Origin of the sequence: Rheinheimera sp. (assembly GCF_965283995.1) — a bacterium.
Lineage (GTDB): Bacteria > Pseudomonadota > Gammaproteobacteria > Enterobacterales > Alteromonadaceae > Pararheinheimera.
Map to the genome: position 1 here is coordinate 2762596 of NZ_CBDIQG010000001.1, position 16889 is coordinate 2779484.

Consider the following 16889-nt stretch of genomic DNA (forward strand, 5'->3'; position numbering starts at 1 on the left):
AACCAGAACTCAGCAGCGGAGCGCAACATGTCAGATCCATTTATGCAGGCGGCCATAGAACAAGCGGAACTGGGGCTGGCCGAAGGCGGCATTCCGATTGGATCTGTGCTGGTTATCGACGGAAAAATCGTCGGACGGGGCCACAACCAGCGGGTGCAAAAAAGCAGCTGTACTTTGCATGCCGAAATGGACTGTCTGGAAAATGCTGGCCGGCTGCAGGCTGCCGATTACCGCCGCGCCGTGTTGTATTCCACTTTATCCCCCTGTGACATGTGCAGTGGCACCGTGTTGTTGTATGGCATCCCGAAAGTGGTGATCGGTGAGAACCAGACTTTTCAGGGGCCAGAAGCCTATTTGCAAAGCCGGGGCGTTGAACTGATCAATCTGCAGCATGAACGCTGTAAGTCTTTGATGCAGCAATTTATTGCCGAACGTCCTGCCTTGTGGTTCGAGGATATCGGTGAATAGCCGCTGGCTGTGGGCCCTATTTGCACTGTGTTGGCCGGCCGAGCTGTTGTTCGCTGCGGAAAAAATCCGGCTGCAGCTGAAGTGGCAGCATGGCTTTCAGTTCGCCGGTTATTACGCTGCGGAGCAACAGGGTTATTACGCGCAGGCCGGGTTAAAAGTCGAGCTGGTAGCGGCGACTCCGGGCCTGAAAGTACTCGACGAAGTGATGGCAGGCCGGGCGCAGTTTGGCGTCGGCACCAGCAGCTTGTTACTGGATTATGCCAAAGGCCAGCAAGTACGGTTGCTGGCCAACGTGTTTCAGCACTCGGCGTTGGTGCTGCTGTCGCGGCCAACCGCTGCGGACCCAGATATTCAGGCGCTGCGTGGGCAGAAAGTGATGCTGGAAAGTGGCGCAGAGGAACTACAGGCCTATCTGAGCCGCGAAGGCCTGACTGCACAGGATTATCAGCTGATTGCACACCGCACCTCATTGCCTGATTTGGTTAACGGCCAGGTCGCTGCGATCTCTGCCTATAGCAGTAATGAACCTTTAATTCTGCAACAAGCCGGTATTCCTTATCATCAGTTTACCCCGCGCAGTGCCGGCATCGATTTTTATGGTGATAATCTGTTCACCAGCAACAAGCTTTGGCAAAAAAAGCCGGAGCTGGTGGAGAAATTCCGCGCCGCCAGTTTGCGTGGCTGGTCCTATGCGATGCAGCATCCGGCGGAAGTGATCGAATATATGCAGCAACGCTATCCGACGGGTAGCAGCCGCGCCATGTTACTGGCCGAAGCGGCAGCGATGCAGTCGTTATTGCAGACCGATTTAATTGAGCCTGGTTATATTAATCCGGAGCGTTGGCTGCATATCGCGTCGGTGTATCAGCAGCAGGGATTGCTCAGCACTGTGCCGGATCTGGATGGTTTTTTGTATCAGGCGTCGACGCCAATCGATTTAACCTGGGTGCTGATTGCATTACTGGTGCTGCTGGGGTTGTTATTGGCGCTGGCGCTGTTGGCCTATATCACCCAGGTCAATCGGCGCTTGCATCAGCTACTGCAACAAAAACGCCAGCAACAAGGCTGGCAACATGCCCGCAGCCAGATCCTGCAACAAATGCTACGGGACGAAACTGCGCCACATGAACTGCTGACCAGCGTGTTGCAGCAATTGCAGCAATTTCGCAGCGGTTTTCATCCATTGTTGTTGCTGGACCGGCGGGGAGAGCTACCGCTCCTGATCCATATCGATCTGAGCGCTGCGGGCTGGAGCGATATGCAGCAACGGATCGCGGTGTTTGACAATGATTGTGATATCCCCGGGCTGAATTTATTGCGGGTGCCGCAGCTCGGCAATCCCAGTCCGGAATTTACCGGTGTGGCCGCAGGGCTGCTGCGGTTTTGTGCCTTTCCATTGCAAGGCGATTGCAGCCAGATCCCCGGTGTATTGCTGGTCTGGCAACAGCCCGAATTCAGTACGCAGGATTATGAATTACTCGGCGATGTTGGCTCGCTGATAGCGATTAGTCTGGAGCGTCAGCGTGACCGCGAAGCCTTGCGCCAGAGTGAAGCACGGCACCGGCTGCTGACGGATCATGCCAGCGATGTGATTTGGACGATGGATCTGGTTGGCAATATCAATTATGTCAGTCCGTCGGTGCAACGCCTGCGCGGTTTCACCGCTGAAGAAGTGATGCAGCAGCACTTAACCGAGGCCCTGACACCGGATTCTGCACAGCTGGTCTGGAATCAAATGATCCAGGCCAGTGCGCTGGTCGCGGCCGGTAAGCCTTATCCGGAATTTGTTGCCGATTTAGAGCAGCCGCATAAAGATGGCGGGACTGTCTGGAGCGAAGTGAAAACCGGTGGGATCTACAATGAAGCCGGCGAATTTATCGGTGTGGTCGGGGTCGCGCGCGATTTGACCGAACGGCGCAAAGCTGAGCAGCAAATGCGTTATCTGGCGCAGCACGACAGCCTGACCGGCTTGCCGAACCGGGCGTTGTTTATGGATAGGCTGCACCAGGCGCTGACCTATTGCAGCCGGCATCAGCGTCAGTTGGCAGTATTGCTGCTCGATTTGAACAAATTTAAGCCGGTTAATGATGAATATGGGCATGCGGCCGGAGACGAGTTACTGAAAGCGACCGGGGAAGCTTTACGCAAATCATTGCGGGCATCGGACACAGTGGCGCGGCTCGGTGGCGATGAATTTGTCGTCTTACTGCCACAGCTGGAGTCGCCATTGGAAGTCAGCACAGTCGCGGCGAAAATCACCGCAGCATTGGTGCAACCTTTTGTGCTGAGCATGGCAACAGTGCAGATCGGCTGCAGCATTGGTCAGGCGCTGTTTCCGGATGACGGATCAGATGCTGACCAACTGATCCGCGTCGCGGACGAGCGGATGTATCAGCAGAAACAACAGCGCCACCAGGGCCGATAAATCGTCCTTGGTGGCGCCAACGTCATGCGTTAAAGTCTGTCAGACATCGCGGCGAAAACGCAGGACCAGCTCATGCAGTTCTTCTGCGGTGTTGTTTAACTGCTCGCTGCTGTGACACACCTCTTTGCCGCTTTGCATGCTGTCATTGGCCAGCGTAGAGATTGATACGACTTGCTGATTAATGTCTTCAGCAACGTGCGATTGTTGCTCGACCGCAGCGGCCATTTGCGTCGCCATACTGGCGATACCTATCACCACTTCGCTGATCCCGCTCAGCATTTGCTCCGCTTCCTGCACTTTAGACACGCCAACCGCCGCATCCTGCACACCGTTTTCAGCCACTGTGACCGAGCTTTTTGCCTGCTCAGACAGTTGCCGGATGATCTGATAAATCTGCCGGGTGGATTCGGTCGTACGGGATGCCAGATGACGGACTTCATCGGCAACTACGGCAAAACCACGGCCTTGTTCTCCGGCGCGCGCCGCTTCAATCGCGGCGTTTAATGCCAGCAGATTGGTTTGATCGGCGATTTGTTCAATGATTTGTGCCGCCTGATTAATCAAGCTGGTTTGACCGGCGAGCGTAGTGACCGCCTGACTCACACCGTTGACAGTTTGCTGCAGCTGCAAAATGGCCTCACGCGTTTGGCGGGCAATGGCGGAGCCTTGCCGGGCCAGCATATCGGCGTCATTGGCTTTGGTCGCAGTTTCCTGCACATGGCTGGCAACTTCGGCGATAGTCGTGGTCATCTGATGCATCGCAGTGGCAACCAGCTCCGTTTGTTGCTGCTGTTGTTGCAGATGCTGCACGGACTGATTGGACAATTCATAAGCAGACACTGAGCGTTGCGCGACCGTGGTGGCGGAATCTTCAATCCGCGTCAGCATCGTATCCAGATGCGAATTACTGGCGGTCAGCGCGACTTCCAGCTCACCTAAAGCTCCGCCATGCCGGGCATAAGTCAACACGGCCAGGTTATCGGTAAACGGATGTTGCATCGCCTGACGTAACACCGCGAGCTCGCTGTTACTGCGCAGCTGCATCGTGGCCATCGAGGCGATTGCCGCGACTGCAGCGAGTCCGGCGGTCCAGCCGACACTGCCCACCGCGAAACAAACCGCTGCGCCTATCAGCGACAGACCCGGCAACGCGTACCAGCCGAGCTGGTAAGCCAGCGCAGAACTGCGGCCTTTTGGCGTTTTGCCGGCATTAATCTGCGCGTACATCTCATTGGCATGTTGCACCAGCTGACGGTCCGGCACCACGCGTACCGATTCATAACCAACAACTTTCCCCATTTCGCTAATGGGAGTGACATAGGCGTGGACCCAATAAAAATCGCCGTTTTTACAGCGATTTTTCACCAGTCCCATCCAGGCTTTGCCTTGCTGTAAATGTTGCCACATGGTTTTAAAAGCGGCTGCCGGCATCTCGGGATGGCGGACAATGTTGTGATGCTGGCCTACAAGTTCACTACGGGAGAAGCCACTAATGGCGACAAATGCATCGTTGGCGTAAGTGATAGTGCCCTTTAAATCTGTGGTCGAAATCAGTTTCTGACCAGCAGGAAAGGTCCGCTCGCGCGTCGTGATCGGCAAATTCTGGCGCATCCGGTTAAATCCTTTTTGGTAAATGTATGAAAATCTGGGGGAATCATCGCTGAGCATAGCTCAGTCAGGCGTTTTGTCAGGAAAAGTTCAGTTATTTCTAATCTATGCGAAACCACCCCGCGATGCTGAAACGGGTCGAGTCCGCCGGTAATACTTCATGCGGAAAGCGGGCACTTTCAAACAACACCAGCGTGCTGGCCTGTGGCTGGACTTGCAGCAATGGCGAGTCGTTGTCGTCGTAAATCTGTAACGCGCCGCCGCTGGTCACGTCATTGAGGTAACACACTGTGGTCAGCACCCGACTGGAGCGGCCGGTAAAGGCGTCCAGATGTTTCTGATAAAAATCACCGCGCTGGTAGCGGGCAAAATGCGCTTCGTGATGGGTCAGGCCAAGAAAACACCGGCGGTTAGCCGCTTGCTGGATGAACGACATTAAGGCCAGATATTGCTGCTGCGCGTCAGAGCTGCCATCGAGCCATAAGGTCTGATCGCGGCGAATGTCCGGGTCCAGTTGTAAGTCCTGGCCCCGGCCGATGCCGGCTGGTTTTAACTGCGCCTGCTGTGCTTCCTCGCGCAATTGCTGACAAAGGCTGTCTGGCAATGCTTTGGGGATCACGACAAGTCCATGCAGATAAAACTGTTCAATGGCGTCGGTTAACCAGGCAGGCTCAGGCAATGGGCTGACTGTCATCTCAGATCCCTTCAGTGATGGTGCTTACTGGAAGGGCTTTTTACGCAGCGACGGCAGGACTGTCAAGTCTGTGACTGGATTAATTTGAGGAACGCAGGTGGTTTAACAAAAAAAGCCGGGTCTGCATGGCAGACCCGGTATCGTGGCTTCAGCTAGCTCTGCTGTGCTTAATACTGATAATAGTCCGCTTTTTTCAGCAATGATTCTGCGCCCAGCTTGCCACTGATGCATTGATTAATATCAGATTTTTTAAATACCCAATAAATATCTCTGCTGTCGCGGCCGCCGTCAGTGGACAGTTGCAGCGAGACAAATTCGCTGTCTTTTAATTCACGCAGACTGGCACCGTAATCACATAAAGTGGCGGCAAATTTGCTGCCGACCTGTGCGATCAGCTCAGTTTGTTTTTGCTGGGCAATTTTGGCTTGTTCCTGGCGTTTTTTCAGCATTTCCTGTTCGGCAGCATCATATTTTTGCTGCATCTCTTTGACTTGTTTTGCCAGAGCCGCTTCTTTAGCTGTCAGTTGAGTTAACTGTTTTTGCTGCTCGGCATCCAGTTTGCCGACTTTGCCGGAGAATTCAACATCGCGTTTTTCCCGCTGCACATCACGTAAATCGCGTTCCAAATCGCGTTTTTGCTCGCGTAGTTCGCGGCTTTGATCGCGCATCCGTTCATGCTGTTCCATCATTTGTTCAGCAGCAAGTTCGGCCTGCTCCTGCAATTCCTGTAGCTGGTCTTCATCAACGGCATGACCGGCTAAAGCGGCTTGCGCAACTGCACTGGCCTGATCGGTGATCGCTTGCAGGTCCGGGGGGGAAATCGGCGCAACCGGTGGGAGCGGTGCAACAGGGGCTACCGCAAAAAAGTGACCAAAACCACCGGATGTGCGGGTTTGGAATAACACACCCTGACCGGCCAGATAACTCAGGTCAATCCGGCCGACGCCAGACGAATGACCTGAGTGTTCCATCGATTTTTGCAGGATATCCCGCATAATTTCCAGATTTTGCTTCAGTTTATCACTGACCTGCGTCGCCGCATGGCCACCCGTCGATAAAGTCAGCAGCACGGCGGCTGCCACAGAAGAGATCAGTTTCATCACACAACTCCATTAGTTGGGGCGTTAATTTTGGCGATTAATGCGGTTATCCGGGCTGTAATTCAGTCGCGCCTGGGTTGGCTGGACATTGTCCTGCCAGTATTGCCAGTCGGCCTGTCGTTGCTGGTTGAGGTATTCCACCAGTTCCAGCATGTCACCGCGCCGGTTTGTTCTGTTCGGCTTCAGTCAGATAATCCTTCAGCAGGATCAGCTGCGACGCCTGTTGTTGCTGTTGTGTCTGCATTTGGGTTTGCAGATACTGTTGTTGTTCGGTTTTATAGCTGGCCAGCTGTGCTGCCACTTGTTGTTGCACCTGGAGCTGCATTTCCAGCGGGTCGACCTCGCTCCAGCGCAGCGCAATACCACCGTTTTGTACCTGCAGACTCAGAGGCGACATGCTAATCACCAGCGCCAGCGCCGACATGCCCACGCTGAGGCGCGGCCACCAGGACGTGGTGCGGGCGGTTTTATGGCCCCATTGCTGGCGGAACATGCTGCTGGTGTCGACTTGTGGCACCGGCGCATAATCCGGCTGCCGCGCCAGTTGTTGCAGCTGGGCGGCCGTCTCAAAACGCGCCCGCCAAACCGGATCAGCCGATAGGGCTTTGCGGCAGGCATCGGTGGTCAGATCACCGGCGAGCCAGGCGTCAAAAACTTGCTGACTGTTCGACATCGTGGTCCTCCAATTGCACCCGGAGTTTATCCAGGGCGCTGTAAAATCTTGATTTCACTGTATTGCTTGAAATCGCCAATTGGTCGGCAATTTCGTCAAAGGTAAAGTGCTGATAAAACCGCAACTCGACCACCAGTTTTTGCTCCGGCGGTAGTGTTGTTAATTTTTGCTGCACCAGCAGCTGCGTTTGTTGAGCTGATAAACGCTGTTCGTGGCTGGGTTGATCTTCATGTTCCAGTTCCGGTAAATCATCCAGATCCTGTGTTGGTTTGCGTTTTCGCAACATATCCATGGCGCGGTAGTTTGCAATGCCGAATAACCAGGTTTTAAAACTGCTGTCACCGCGAAACTGTGACAAATTCCGGCACAACACTAGCAATACGTCCTGTAACAAGTCACGGGCGTCGTCCGGGTTGCCCGTCAACCGCAGGCTGTAATAGTACAAAGCCGACTGATAGCGACCGACCAGCTGGTGCCAGGCTCGCTCGTCGCCATGGATGGCTTTTTCTATTAGGGTTTCGTCGCTGCGTTTAAACACTGTGCTGTCTGTTTTTGCGTTGTTGATATGCCTTGGTCGGGGCTCGAAAGTATATAGTTTGGCAAAATCGGAAAAAATTCGATTATTTTGCAATTATGCCAAAAAAGCATTTTATTTCATGCACTTCCAGTTCCTGGTTTTGTGATCCGCCAGCAGGGACTGAGGCACCAGCTCCAGCACATGCCACAAGTCCGGCCGGACAAATGGGGCGGCCTGGCTGATCTAGCGCTCAACATCAGGCTGCAGCGGTGGCTGCGGCAGATCCAACGAGAGATTTCCAGCGTAACTGCAGTATCTGCAATCAAACCCGGAACTGTAAATGAAACTTGTCACTGCGCCCGTTATCCTGCTCTTGCTCAGTGGTTGTAGTCAATCGCTGGATGACTACCAGCAGATGCAACCCAAATTGACGTTACCCGGTTTCTTTAGCGGTAGCAGTCAGGCCTTTGGCGTACTGCAGAACTGGCGTGGTCAGCAGACTTTGCATTTTTCTGCCGAGCTCTGTGGCCAGTGGCAAGGTAACCGCGGCGATTTGTACGAGATTTTTTTATACAGCGATGGTCGCACCGATAAACGTCACTGGCAGCTGCAGGTCGGTGCGGATGGCCAAATCAGTGGTAGTGCCGAAGATGTGGTAGGCGCCGCCAGCGGACGCATCGCCGGCAATACGCTGTATTGGGAGTATGTGCTACGCATTCCGCAGGTCGACGGCAGTATTGATGTGGCAGTCAAAGACTGGTTGTATCTGGTCACGCCACAGCAACTGGTGAATCGCTCCACGCTACATAAATACGGGCTGACGGTCGGTGAGCTGACGTTATCGATTCAGCAGCAAGACGCCAACGCTTCGTGTACAGATTTTATTCAGCGTTATCAGCAGACTGAACGCTCGGCACCTCAAGCTTGAGAGCGGTTAAGGACCGCGACCGCTCTCAGGCCTGAGTACTATCGTCCGGGAACGCGTCGCGGATCGCCAGAAACTCATCGATATGGCTAAGCAGGATGTCGGTCAGCACCGGGTCGAACTGAGCACCTTTTTGTTCGTGCATATATTGCATAACTTTGGGCATCGGCCAGGCTGGCTTGTAACAGCGTTCACTGGCCAGCGCATCAAACACATCAGCCAGCGCTGTGATGCGGCCAGCAATATGAATTTCTTCACCTTTGAGCCCGCGCGGGTAGCCCATGCCGTCCCAGCGCTCATGATGCTCGTGTGCGATCACCGCGCCATACTGCAGAATTTCGTTTTGCGACTTTTGTAAGATCTGACGGCCGACTTCGGCATGCGTGCGCATGATGGCCCATTCGTCGGCGTCGTGTTTACCGGGCTTGTTCAGGATGTAATCCGGAATGGCGATTTTCCCGACATCGTGCAGTGGTGACGCCAGTTTGATTTTTTCTGCGTCATAGCCGGACAAGCCGTATTTGATCGCGAGCAAATAACTGAAATTGGCCACCCGTTTGACATGACTACCGGTTTCTTTCGAGCGTTTTTCCACCGCTTCGCCAAGGATATATGACAGTTCACGCTGGCTTTCTTTAATCAGCTCGCGTAGCCGCACGTTTTCGTAAGCCACGGCGATATTACTGGCGAAATAACTCAGCAGGTGATGGTCAATCTGGTCAAATTTACTGTCTTTGCTGACATAGAGGAAATTCTCCAGTCCGCGATTCGTCGTGAAGTAACCGACAAAATAATCATCGCCATGAAATGACCGTTTTAACTGATGGACCTGCGCCAGTTTTTGTTCTACTTCCGCCGGCAACTGAAACTCTGGTCCGGTGGCACAGCCGCTGGCAGCGATGATATCCAACGACAGCTGTTGTTGTTTCGGATCGCCGGTCGCGGCACAACAAAAAATCTGTGAATGTTCAAGCCCAAGTAGGCTGGCGGCCTGACCGAGAATGATCGAAGCGAATTCCTGCAGACTGTCACATTCGAGGAAACTGACGGTGGAAGCGATCACGCGCTCCAGGCCTTTTTTGTTGTTTTCAATAATGCAGATATCGCGATAGGCGCGCAGCGCCGAATACAGCAGCGTTTTTAATTTGATCGCCGTGACTTCGGTTTTATTTTTGTAGTCGTTAATATCGTAATCGCGGATCACATGCTCTTCCGGCGCTTCGCCGGGTTGGCCGGTACGCAGAATTAAGCGGATTTGGTGGTTTTTTAAATCGCTGCGGATGGTTTTGACTAAATCGAGGCCGGCGTGGTTGGATTCCATCACTACGTCGACAATGGCAACTGCAATGTGCCGGTGCTGTTCCAACACCAACAAAGCCGCTTTGGCACTGTAGGCATGCAGTAATTGCAGTGGACGCCCTTCAAACTGGAAGCCTTTGAGCACCAGATTGGTGATTTGATGAATACTCTCATCGTCATCAACAATCAGCACCAGCCAGGGTTCGGCTGCCGATACGGTTGATGGGGTGTCCGGCAGGGACTGAAATTCCTGATCAGCACCAAACAAAAAATCCTGATTCGACATAGAGGCGGCCTGAGTGTCCGGTTAATACAACTACTGCTTTGAATGTAGCAGGCCTGTCAAAAAAATCCTCTGTGATGAACCACTTCATCATTGCCGGTCAGCAGCTTCCAGTGATTCCAGTTCAATATTAATGGCATTGCAGGAGATCTGAATTTCGTACAAAGACACCGTCAGACTCAGCACCAGACTGGCCAGACTGGCGCCAAAAAACCACTGTCCGGCCAGATCCCATTGCATAAATAAAGTAAACATCGACAAAGTGCATAAAATAAAGCTGATCACGCCCCAGCGCTGCATTGAGCGGATCAGCACAATGCGTTGGCGCAGATTTTCAATTTGCCGCTTGGCCAGGTCGCGCACCTGATTGCCCTCACGGTTATTCAGCTGGCGAATCAGTTGTGCCAACACCAAAAAGCGGTTGGTATACGCCAGCAATAACAATGAGATGGCGGGAAACAGCAATGCCGGGGTGGTGATGGTCATCATAGTGAATTTCCTCTGAGCGGCGTTTTACCGGGGGCAACAGCCATAGTGCGAAAACTGCTGCAGCAGTGCAAGTTTTTGATCATACTCAGATCTTCATAGCAGATGCACAGGAGAATTCCGCATGGCGGTTGATTTGTGGAGCGCGATGCTCACGTTATTTCTGATCATGGATCCACTTGGCAATTTGCCAATAGTGGTCGCCATTCTGAAAAACATCAAAGCCGAACGCCGCATGAAGGTACTGGTGCGCGAATTGCTGCTGTCGCTGGTGATCTTGTTACTGTTTTTGTATGGCGGTCAGGCGTTCCTCAGCATTTTGGGGGTGAAAGAAGAAGCGGTCAGTATTGCCGGCGGTATTATTTTATTCCTGATTGCGTTGCGGATGATATTTCCACAGGAAGGCGGCGTGATTGGCCTAAAAGAAGGTGAAGAACCGTTTTTATTTCCACTGGCGGTACCGATGATCGCCGGACCTTCGATTTTGGCGGCATTGATTCTGCTGGCAAATCAGCAACCGGGTCAAATGCTGGACTGGACCTTGGCGTTATTGGGCGCCTGGCTGATTAGTTCAGCCATTTTGTTATTTGCGCCGGCCTTGCACCGCATTCTGGGCGAACGTGGTTTGACCGCAATGGAGCGACTGATGGGCATGATTCTGGTTATCATTTCAGTGCAAATGCTGTTAAATGGCATCGGTCATTATTTTAAGTGGGATTGAGTAATGCAACAGGATCCTGTGATCCAGCAATGGCTGGAGCAAACGGAACTGCAACTGCGTGCGCAGGTGCAGGGACTGGCGCAGCAGCTGCAGCAGCAACAACAGCTGTGGCAGGAAGAGCTGCGGCGGACTGAGGCGACATCAGCAGCGCCTGAACTGGCAGCATTACAACACGACTTGCAGCAGACCCGGCAACAGCTGAATGCGGCGCAGAAACAAGCGCAGGCTGATCAACAGGCGTTGGCTGCAGCCACAGCGCAAAGTCAGTCTGCACAAGAAGAACGTGACGAAGCGCTCGATGCCATGCGCCGGTTGGCCGACCAGTTGCGGCTCAGTCAGGATGAGTTTCGGCAGGAAAAACAGCAAGTGCTGGCGCTACAGCAACAGCTGGATCTGCTCAGGACTGAACTTGCCCAACAGCGCCAGCAGAGTGGCGTGCTGGCGACAGTACAGGCAGAACTGCAAGATGCGCAGCGACAGCTGGTTGAAAATCGGCAAACATCGGTGCAGCAGTCAGACCAGGCCCAGCATCAACTGAACCAATTGCGTGAACAGCTACAACAGCTGACTTCGGCAGATCAGCAGGTACAGCTGCAGTTAGAACAACAACTGCAACAACTCGAGCACGCTGCTTTACAACGGCAGAAACTGGAACAGCAGCTGGCACAACAACTGATGCTGACGACACAGCAACAGACCGACCTGCAGGCGCTGCAGCAAGAGCTGACGATCGCCCGGCAAGATCAGCAAGCTCTGGCGGAGCTGCAGCAATGTCAGCAACAACTCAGCACTGAGCATACGGTGCTGGAGCAACAACTGGCCCAGTTACAACAGCAACATCATCAGCTGCAGCAACAACAGCAGGAGTTCAGTGAACTGCAGGCGCAGTTTCTGGCCTTGCAGAGCGCATATACGACGCTGCAGCAGCAACAGGCAGAGACAGCTGCCTCGTACAGCGCACAGCAGGCGGAGTATCAGGCACAACAGCTGCTGGTTACTGAACTAACTACACTCCAACAGCAACAGCAGACGTGGCTGCAAACGCAGCACAAACTGGAAAGTCAGTTGTTCCGTGCTCAGGCCCGCGTTGAGAGTATCGAAGAACGTCAGCAGGCCGAAGCGGAGCAGTCGCGCGAGACGATTCGCCAGCTCCGGCAGCAATTACAGGCGCAGCAAGCGGAAGCGCAGGAACAGATCCAGTTGTTGCAGCAGCAGGCTACTGAATTTCGCCTGAAGTTTGATTACGCGCAAAAACAGCTGGTGCAGCAATCAAACAATTAACCGGTGATACCGCTCAAACTGGCTGTGCCGCTGTGCTTTGTGTATGATGGCCGGCATTGCTGCATAGCCTGTTACGGACGCCACATTCATGTCAAAAGCCAATAATTTCCAGAAGATGCGCGAGCTGAGCTTTTATCAGCAAGCCGCTGTTGCCATTGTCTTGTTAGAGCGGATGCTGCCGAATTATCAGTTGTTCGCTGAAGTCAGTAGTTTTGGTGATGCGGCATTGCCGCGGCATACGCTGGATTTGGTGTGGGAATGGTTACAGGTGCGCCGTGCCAAAATAAACTTTGAACGGTTACAGGACGAACTGGAGCTGATCACACCGGAAGTGAGCCACTTTGATATGTTTGGTGTTTATCCGGCGGTGGATGCGATGATTGCGCTCGACAGCATGCTGAATGGGATCCGCGAGCAAGACAGCATGGAATTTATTAACGTCGCTAAAATCTCTCAGGCTTCAGTGGCCCGGTTGATTGAACATGAATCCGCCGATCTGGATATCACCACCGAAGCTGAGCTGAAAAAAGTGGTGCGTGACCATGAGTTAATGGCTTATGAAATGGATTGTCTGGCGGAATTAATTGAGATCTGTAGTGCTATCCAGTCATTTGACCGCGAACAGATCCAGCAACTGAAAGCCTGGGTCAAAGAGCAGGGCGTGACCAATCTGGGTATGGAGCTGAACTGAGTTCAGCCTGCAGGCCGTTTAAACAGCGTCGGCGGCTACCGGTTGATACACAAAGAGCCGGTACGCCAGCTGACCGGCAATTTTATCTTTGATGAGGCGCCAACTCTCTGGCAAGCCTCTGATATCCAGCTCCTTTTCTGTCTCCAGATAAATCAGCGCATCGGTTTTCAGCCAGCCTTGCTGCAACAGCGCCGCACAAGGCAGCGCCAGCCCCTGGCGAAATGGCGGGTCAATAAATACCAAATCAAATTGCTGGATGGCCGGCCCTGCGAGGAATTGCATCGTATCGGTCTGCCGGACTTCCGCATTGCTGCACTGCAGTCGCGCCAGATTTTGTTTGAGCTGGGCAGCGGCCTTGCTGTCGCGTTCGAGCAATAACGCACTGTGAGCATGACGGGACAAGGCCTCAAAAGCCAGGCTGCCGCTGCCGCTGAAACAGTCCAGTACCACGCGGCCCTGCGTATCCTGCATCAGCCAGTTAAACAACGTCTCTTTAACCCGGTCTGTGGTTGGCCTTAAACCCATTACATCCAGCACCGGCAGTTTGCGGCCGCGCCACTGCCCGCTGATGATACGGACTTCCCCCGGTTGTGCTGGGGCGGTGGTGCTGGTTTTAGGACGGGACTGCAGGGCAGGGGAGCGGCTTTTCATCAGGGTTTATGCACTTAGAATAAAGGTGATACTATAAGCGTCGATTTTACCGCAGTTTCGACAATCTGACAGCGAACCTTATGACTAAACCGAATAAACTATTTTCCTGGCTGGGTTTTGGCAAAAAAGATCCGGCCCCGGTCACGCCTGAGGCTGTGGCGGATACCAAGCCCGATGCTTTCCCGGCTACTCCGGCCTCTGCAGTGATTCAAACCGACACGGCCAGCGCTGAACCGACGACTGCCGTGACGGCAGAACCCCCGGTTGTGACAGACAATCCGGCAACACCAGCTCTGGAAGCCACGCAGGCTGCGGCTGTAGCCGCTGAGGTATTGGTTACACCAGTCGCTGTGCCTGAGGTCATTGTCCCAGCGGACTCTGCGGCTGCAATTGAAATCGAAGTGACGCCACCGGCGATTGCAGAGTCAGTGCCAGTGATTGCTGCAGCGACTGTCGCGCCCGCCAGCAGCGATAACCCAAAAAAACCAGGTTTTTTTGCCCGGCTGAAACAAGGCCTGGCGAAAACCAGCCAGAATTTAGGCGCTGGGCTTGCCAGTTTATTCCTCGGCAAAAAAATCGACGACGAGCTGTACGAAGAGCTGGAAACTCAGCTGTTACTCGCTGACGTCGGCGTAGAAACCACACAAAAACTGATTAAACAGTTGGTCGCGGATGCGAATCGTCGTCAGCTGAAAGACGCCGAAGTGCTGTACGAAAAACTGCAGGACGAGATGGCCTTGTTACTGGATAAAGTGGAGCAACCACTGCAAATCGACAGCAGCAGCGGGCCTTATGTCATTCTGATGGTTGGTGTGAACGGTGTCGGTAAAACCACCACCATCGGCAAACTGGCGCAACAATTTAAGCAACAGGGTAAATCTGTGATGCTGGCGGCGGGCGACACTTTCCGTGCTGCTGCAGTCGAACAGCTGCAGGTCTGGGGCGAACGCAATGAGATCCCGGTGATTGCCCAGCATAGTGGCGCCGACAGTGCATCGGTGATTTTTGATGCCTATCAGGCCGCCAAAGCGCGCAAAGTGGACGTGTTGATTGCCGACACTGCCGGCCGTCTGCAGAACAAAGCGCATCTGATGGAAGAGCTGAAAAAGATCGTCCGGGTGATGAAAAAAATCGACGGTGCCGCACCGCATGAAGTGATGTTGACGCTGGACGCCGGCACCGGTCAGAATGCACTCAGTCAGGCCAAATTATTCCACGAAGCAGTACAGTTGACCGGCATTACGCTGACCAAACTCGATGGCACGGCCAAAGGCGGCGTGATCTTCGCGATTGCCGACCAGTTTAGTTTGCCAATCCGTTATATCGGTGTAGGCGAAGGCATTGACGATTTACGGGTGTTCCAGAGCAGAGACTTCATCCGCGCGCTGTTTAACAGGGAATTCTGAGCATGCTTCGATTTGAGCAGGTGAGCAAGAGCTATCCGGGCGGTTTTGTCGCTTTGGATCGGGTGAGTTTTGAACTGCAAAAAGGCGAAATGGCCTTTTTAACCGGTCACTCCGGCGCCGGAAAAAGTACCATGCTCAAGCTCATTAGCCTAATCGAACGGCCATCGACGGGTCGGGTTGTCATTAATGGCATCGACCTGTCCGGCATCAAGCCGGGGCAAATTCCTTATGTCCGGCGCGATATCGGCATGATTTTCCAGGACCACCGCCTGCTGATGAATCACACTGTGTTTGATAACGTTGCATTGCCGCTGGTGATTGAAGGCTTTACCGGCCGGGATATGGCACGTCGGGTGCACGCGGCGCTTGATCAGGTCGGTTTGCTCGACAAAGCGCGGTGTTTGCCGGCGACCTTGTCCGGCGGTGAAGCGCAACGGGTTGGCATTGCCCGTGCAGTCGTGAATAAACCACCATTATTGCTGGCGGATGAACCGACCGGTAACCTCGACCCGGATTTATCCAAAGATATCATGCGGGTGTTTGAAGCCTTTAATCAGGCCGGAGTCTCAGTGCTGGTTGCCAGCCACGACTTAAGCCTGATCGCCAGGATGCGCTATCGCACGATGACGCTAAAATCCGGCAAAATGATCAACGATGGCCTGATGCATAGCGAGGAGACTTTATGAGTATCCTGTTTAATGGCCGCGCCAGCGGCGCCAGTGACAGCGCGCCCGGTATATTGCAGAAGCTGATGATGGGGGTTGTGACGCATCTGCGTCAGGCCGTATCGAGCCTCGGTGAATTGTGGCGCAGTCCGGTCTGGACGCTGGTCACCATCGCGGTTCTGGGCGTCAGCATGACGTTGCCGGCGACTTTGCATGTACTGGTGAAAAACCTGCAGCAAGTCAGCAGTAATTACGATCAGTCTTTTGAGATCAGCCTGTTTTTGAAAAACGATGTCACTGAGACCGATATTGCGACCCTGGTCACCCTGCTACAGGGCGACCGCGATGTCGGCAAAGTGCGGTTGATCGACAAAACTGCAGCGATGGCTGAATTTAAGCAGGAGTCCGGTTTTGGCGAAGCGATCACCTTTTTAGATCAAAACCCGTTGCCGGATGTGTTGCTGGTAACTCCCAGCCAGAGCAAACCGGCTGCAGCCGAAGCTTTAATGAATAAACTGCAACAAGAACGTTTTGTCGAGCTGGCCAAACTGGATATCAGCTGGCTGGAGCGGCTGGCGGCTATTATGTCGTTGGTGCAGCAAGTGGTTTATACCATAGCTGCGTTGTTGCTCTGCGGTGCTTTACTGGTGATTGGTAATACCATCCGTTTACTTATCATGGATAAAAAGGCCGAAATCGAAGTGATGAAACTGGTGGGGGCCACTGATAGTTTTATCCAACGGCCATTTTTGTACACCGGGATCTGGCTCGGCGTATTTGGCGGTTTTCTGGCGTTTTTGGTGATTGAACTGATGTTGTTCTGGTTACGTGGCGCTATTGCTAATGTGACTCAGCTGTATCAGAGCGGCTTTAGTTTAAATGTGCTGACGCTGCAGGAGTTTGGCATCCTGATGTTGATCGCCGTTGGCCTTGGTCTGGTCGGTTCCTATCTGGCCGTCCGTAGCCATATCAAAGCGATTGAGCCCTGTTAGGCCA

General features: G+C 53.5%; 18 protein-coding genes. 9 read left to right on the top strand and 9 right to left on the bottom strand.

The window, feature by feature from the left end; all coding sequences use genetic code 11:
- Positions 1–27 precede the first annotated feature (27 nt).
- On the top strand, positions 28–468 hold the full coding sequence (locus ACQ66Q_RS12320) for a nucleoside deaminase (protein WP_430457080.1): 441 nt from the start codon (positions 28–30) through the stop codon (positions 466–468).
- Complete coding sequence (locus ACQ66Q_RS12325; protein WP_430457081.1) at positions 461–2893, top strand: diguanylate cyclase domain-containing protein; 2433 nt, start codon at positions 461–463, stop codon at positions 2891–2893. Before ACQ66Q_RS12320 ends, ACQ66Q_RS12325 begins: the two co-directional genes overlap by 8 nt.
- Before the next feature lie 39 nt (positions 2894–2932).
- Here the strand turns inward: ACQ66Q_RS12325 and ACQ66Q_RS12330 are convergent, their stop codons facing one another.
- The 6 genes from ACQ66Q_RS12330 to ACQ66Q_RS12355 form a co-directional block, all read right to left on the bottom strand.
- A complete protein-coding gene (locus tag ACQ66Q_RS12330) occupies positions 2933–4504 on the bottom strand; it encodes a methyl-accepting chemotaxis protein (RefSeq protein WP_430457082.1) in 1572 nt (523 codons plus the stop codon).
- Positions 4505–4601: 97 nt separating this feature from the next.
- Entirely contained in the window at positions 4602–5195 is a 594-nt protein-coding gene (locus ACQ66Q_RS12335) for a 2OG-Fe(II) oxygenase (protein ID WP_430457083.1), read from the bottom strand.
- Positions 5196–5362: 167 nt separating this feature from the next.
- A complete protein-coding gene (locus ACQ66Q_RS12340) occupies positions 5363–6295 on the bottom strand; it encodes a hypothetical protein (protein WP_430457084.1) in 933 nt (310 codons plus the stop codon).
- Positions 6296–6319: 24 nt separating this feature from the next.
- Positions 6320–6448 carry a hypothetical protein gene (locus tag ACQ66Q_RS12345; protein ID WP_430457085.1) on the bottom strand — a complete coding sequence of 43 codons (129 nt, stop codon included), beginning with the start codon at positions 6446–6448 and terminating at the stop codon, positions 6320–6322.
- A 1-nt stretch (position 6449) separates the two neighbouring features.
- On the bottom strand, positions 6450–6968 hold the full coding sequence (locus tag ACQ66Q_RS12350) for a hypothetical protein (protein ID WP_430457086.1): 519 nt from the start codon (positions 6966–6968) through the stop codon (positions 6450–6452).
- The gene (locus tag ACQ66Q_RS12355; protein WP_430457087.1) at positions 6943–7506 is read right to left on the bottom strand and encodes an RNA polymerase sigma factor; all 564 of its coding nucleotides are present in this window, start codon (positions 7504–7506) and stop codon (positions 6943–6945) included. The genes ACQ66Q_RS12350 and ACQ66Q_RS12355 overlap by 26 nt, the downstream gene beginning before the upstream one ends.
- A 319-nt stretch (positions 7507–7825) precedes the next feature.
- Here ACQ66Q_RS12355 and ACQ66Q_RS12360 point away from each other — a divergent pair, with 319 nt between their 5' ends.
- Entirely contained in the window at positions 7826–8413 is a 588-nt protein-coding gene (locus ACQ66Q_RS12360; protein ID WP_430457088.1) for a DUF3833 family protein, read from the top strand.
- 25 nt (positions 8414–8438) lie between these two features.
- On the opposite strand, the gene ACQ66Q_RS12365 is transcribed toward ACQ66Q_RS12360, so the two are convergent.
- Together ACQ66Q_RS12365 and ACQ66Q_RS12370 are read right to left on the bottom strand one after the other, a co-directional pair.
- On the bottom strand, positions 8439–9995 hold the full coding sequence (locus ACQ66Q_RS12365) for a DUF3369 domain-containing protein (protein ID WP_430457089.1): 1557 nt from the start codon (positions 9993–9995) through the stop codon (positions 8439–8441).
- Positions 9996–10082: 87 nt separating this feature from the next.
- Positions 10083–10481: a DUF2721 domain-containing protein gene (locus tag ACQ66Q_RS12370; RefSeq protein ID WP_430457090.1), complete on the bottom strand. Its 399-nt coding sequence runs from the start codon at positions 10479–10481 to the stop codon at positions 10083–10085.
- Between the two features lie 121 nt (positions 10482–10602).
- On the opposite strand from ACQ66Q_RS12370, the gene ACQ66Q_RS12375 reads away from it, so the two are divergent.
- The 3 genes from ACQ66Q_RS12375 (at position 10603) to ACQ66Q_RS12385 (ending at position 13171) form a co-directional block, all read left to right on the top strand.
- A complete protein-coding gene (locus ACQ66Q_RS12375; protein WP_430457091.1) occupies positions 10603–11199 on the top strand; it encodes a YhgN family NAAT transporter in 597 nt (198 codons plus the stop codon).
- 3 nt (positions 11200–11202) lie between these two features.
- Positions 11203–12480 (top strand): hypothetical protein, encoded by a 1278-nt coding sequence (locus ACQ66Q_RS12380; RefSeq protein ID WP_430457092.1) that lies wholly within the window; start codon positions 11203–11205, stop codon positions 12478–12480.
- Positions 12481–12568: 88 nt separating this feature from the next.
- Positions 12569–13171: a YjaG family protein gene (locus ACQ66Q_RS12385; protein WP_430457093.1), complete on the top strand. Its 603-nt coding sequence runs from the start codon at positions 12569–12571 to the stop codon at positions 13169–13171.
- Positions 13172–13189: 18 nt separating this feature from the next.
- Here ACQ66Q_RS12385 and rsmD read toward each other — a convergent pair whose 3' ends face one another.
- Positions 13190–13822 (bottom strand): 16S rRNA (guanine(966)-N(2))-methyltransferase RsmD, encoded by a 633-nt coding sequence (gene rsmD, locus ACQ66Q_RS12390; protein ID WP_430457094.1) that lies wholly within the window; start codon positions 13820–13822, stop codon positions 13190–13192.
- A gap of 80 nt (positions 13823–13902) precedes the next feature.
- Between rsmD and ftsY the strand changes: the two genes are divergently transcribed.
- From ftsY to ftsX, 3 genes are read left to right on the top strand one after another with little or no spacing between them, the layout of a single operon-like run.
- Positions 13903–15228 carry a signal recognition particle-docking protein FtsY gene (gene ftsY, locus ACQ66Q_RS12395; RefSeq protein WP_430457095.1) on the top strand — a complete coding sequence of 442 codons (1326 nt, stop codon included), beginning with the start codon at positions 13903–13905 and terminating at the stop codon, positions 15226–15228.
- A 2-nt stretch (positions 15229–15230) separates the two neighbouring features.
- Complete coding sequence (ftsE, locus tag ACQ66Q_RS12400) at positions 15231–15914, top strand: cell division ATP-binding protein FtsE (RefSeq protein WP_430457096.1); 684 nt, start codon at positions 15231–15233, stop codon at positions 15912–15914.
- Positions 15911–16885 (top strand): permease-like cell division protein FtsX, encoded by a 975-nt coding sequence (gene ftsX, locus ACQ66Q_RS12405; protein WP_430457097.1) that lies wholly within the window; start codon positions 15911–15913, stop codon positions 16883–16885. Before ftsE ends, ftsX begins: the two co-directional genes overlap by 4 nt.
- The last annotated feature ends 4 nt before the right edge of the window (positions 16886–16889 follow it).

Bases quoted from the DNA above. Each gene is read 5' to 3' on its own strand.
- ACQ66Q_RS12320 (WP_430457080.1), top strand. From the start codon at position 28: ATGTCAGATCCATTTATGCAGGCGGCCATAGAACAAGCGGAACTGGGG.
- ACQ66Q_RS12330 (WP_430457082.1), bottom strand. From the start codon at position 4,504: ATGCGCCAGAATTTGCCGATCACGACGCGCGAGCGGACCTTTCCTGCT.
- ACQ66Q_RS12335 (WP_430457083.1), bottom strand. From the start codon at position 5,195: ATGACAGTCAGCCCATTGCCTGAGCCTGCCTGGTTAACCGACGCCATT.
- ACQ66Q_RS12340 (WP_430457084.1), bottom strand. From the start codon at position 6,295: ATGAAACTGATCTCTTCTGTGGCAGCCGCCGTGCTGCTGACTTTATCG.
- ACQ66Q_RS12345 (WP_430457085.1), bottom strand. From the start codon at position 6,448: ATGCTGGAACTGGTGGAATACCTCAACCAGCAACGACAGGCCGACTGG.
- ACQ66Q_RS12350 (WP_430457086.1), bottom strand. From the start codon at position 6,968: ATGTCGAACAGTCAGCAAGTTTTTGACGCCTGGCTCGCCGGTGATCTG.
- ACQ66Q_RS12360 (WP_430457088.1), top strand. From the start codon at position 7,826: ATGAAACTTGTCACTGCGCCCGTTATCCTGCTCTTGCTCAGTGGTTGT.
- ACQ66Q_RS12365 (WP_430457089.1), bottom strand. From the start codon at position 9,995: ATGTCGAATCAGGATTTTTTGTTTGGTGCTGATCAGGAATTTCAGTCC.
- ACQ66Q_RS12370 (WP_430457090.1), bottom strand. From the start codon at position 10,481: ATGATGACCATCACCACCCCGGCATTGCTGTTTCCCGCCATCTCATTG.
- ACQ66Q_RS12375 (WP_430457091.1), top strand. From the start codon at position 10,603: ATGGCGGTTGATTTGTGGAGCGCGATGCTCACGTTATTTCTGATCATG.
- ACQ66Q_RS12380 (WP_430457092.1), top strand. From the start codon at position 11,203: ATGCAACAGGATCCTGTGATCCAGCAATGGCTGGAGCAAACGGAACTG.
- ACQ66Q_RS12385 (WP_430457093.1), top strand. From the start codon at position 12,569: ATGTCAAAAGCCAATAATTTCCAGAAGATGCGCGAGCTGAGCTTTTAT.
- rsmD (WP_430457094.1), bottom strand. From the start codon at position 13,822: ATGAAAAGCCGCTCCCCTGCCCTGCAGTCCCGTCCTAAAACCAGCACC.
- ftsY (WP_430457095.1), top strand. From the start codon at position 13,903: ATGACTAAACCGAATAAACTATTTTCCTGGCTGGGTTTTGGCAAAAAA.
- ftsE (WP_430457096.1), top strand. From the start codon at position 15,231: ATGCTTCGATTTGAGCAGGTGAGCAAGAGCTATCCGGGCGGTTTTGTC.
- ftsX (WP_430457097.1), top strand. From the start codon at position 15,911: ATGAGTATCCTGTTTAATGGCCGCGCCAGCGGCGCCAGTGACAGCGCG.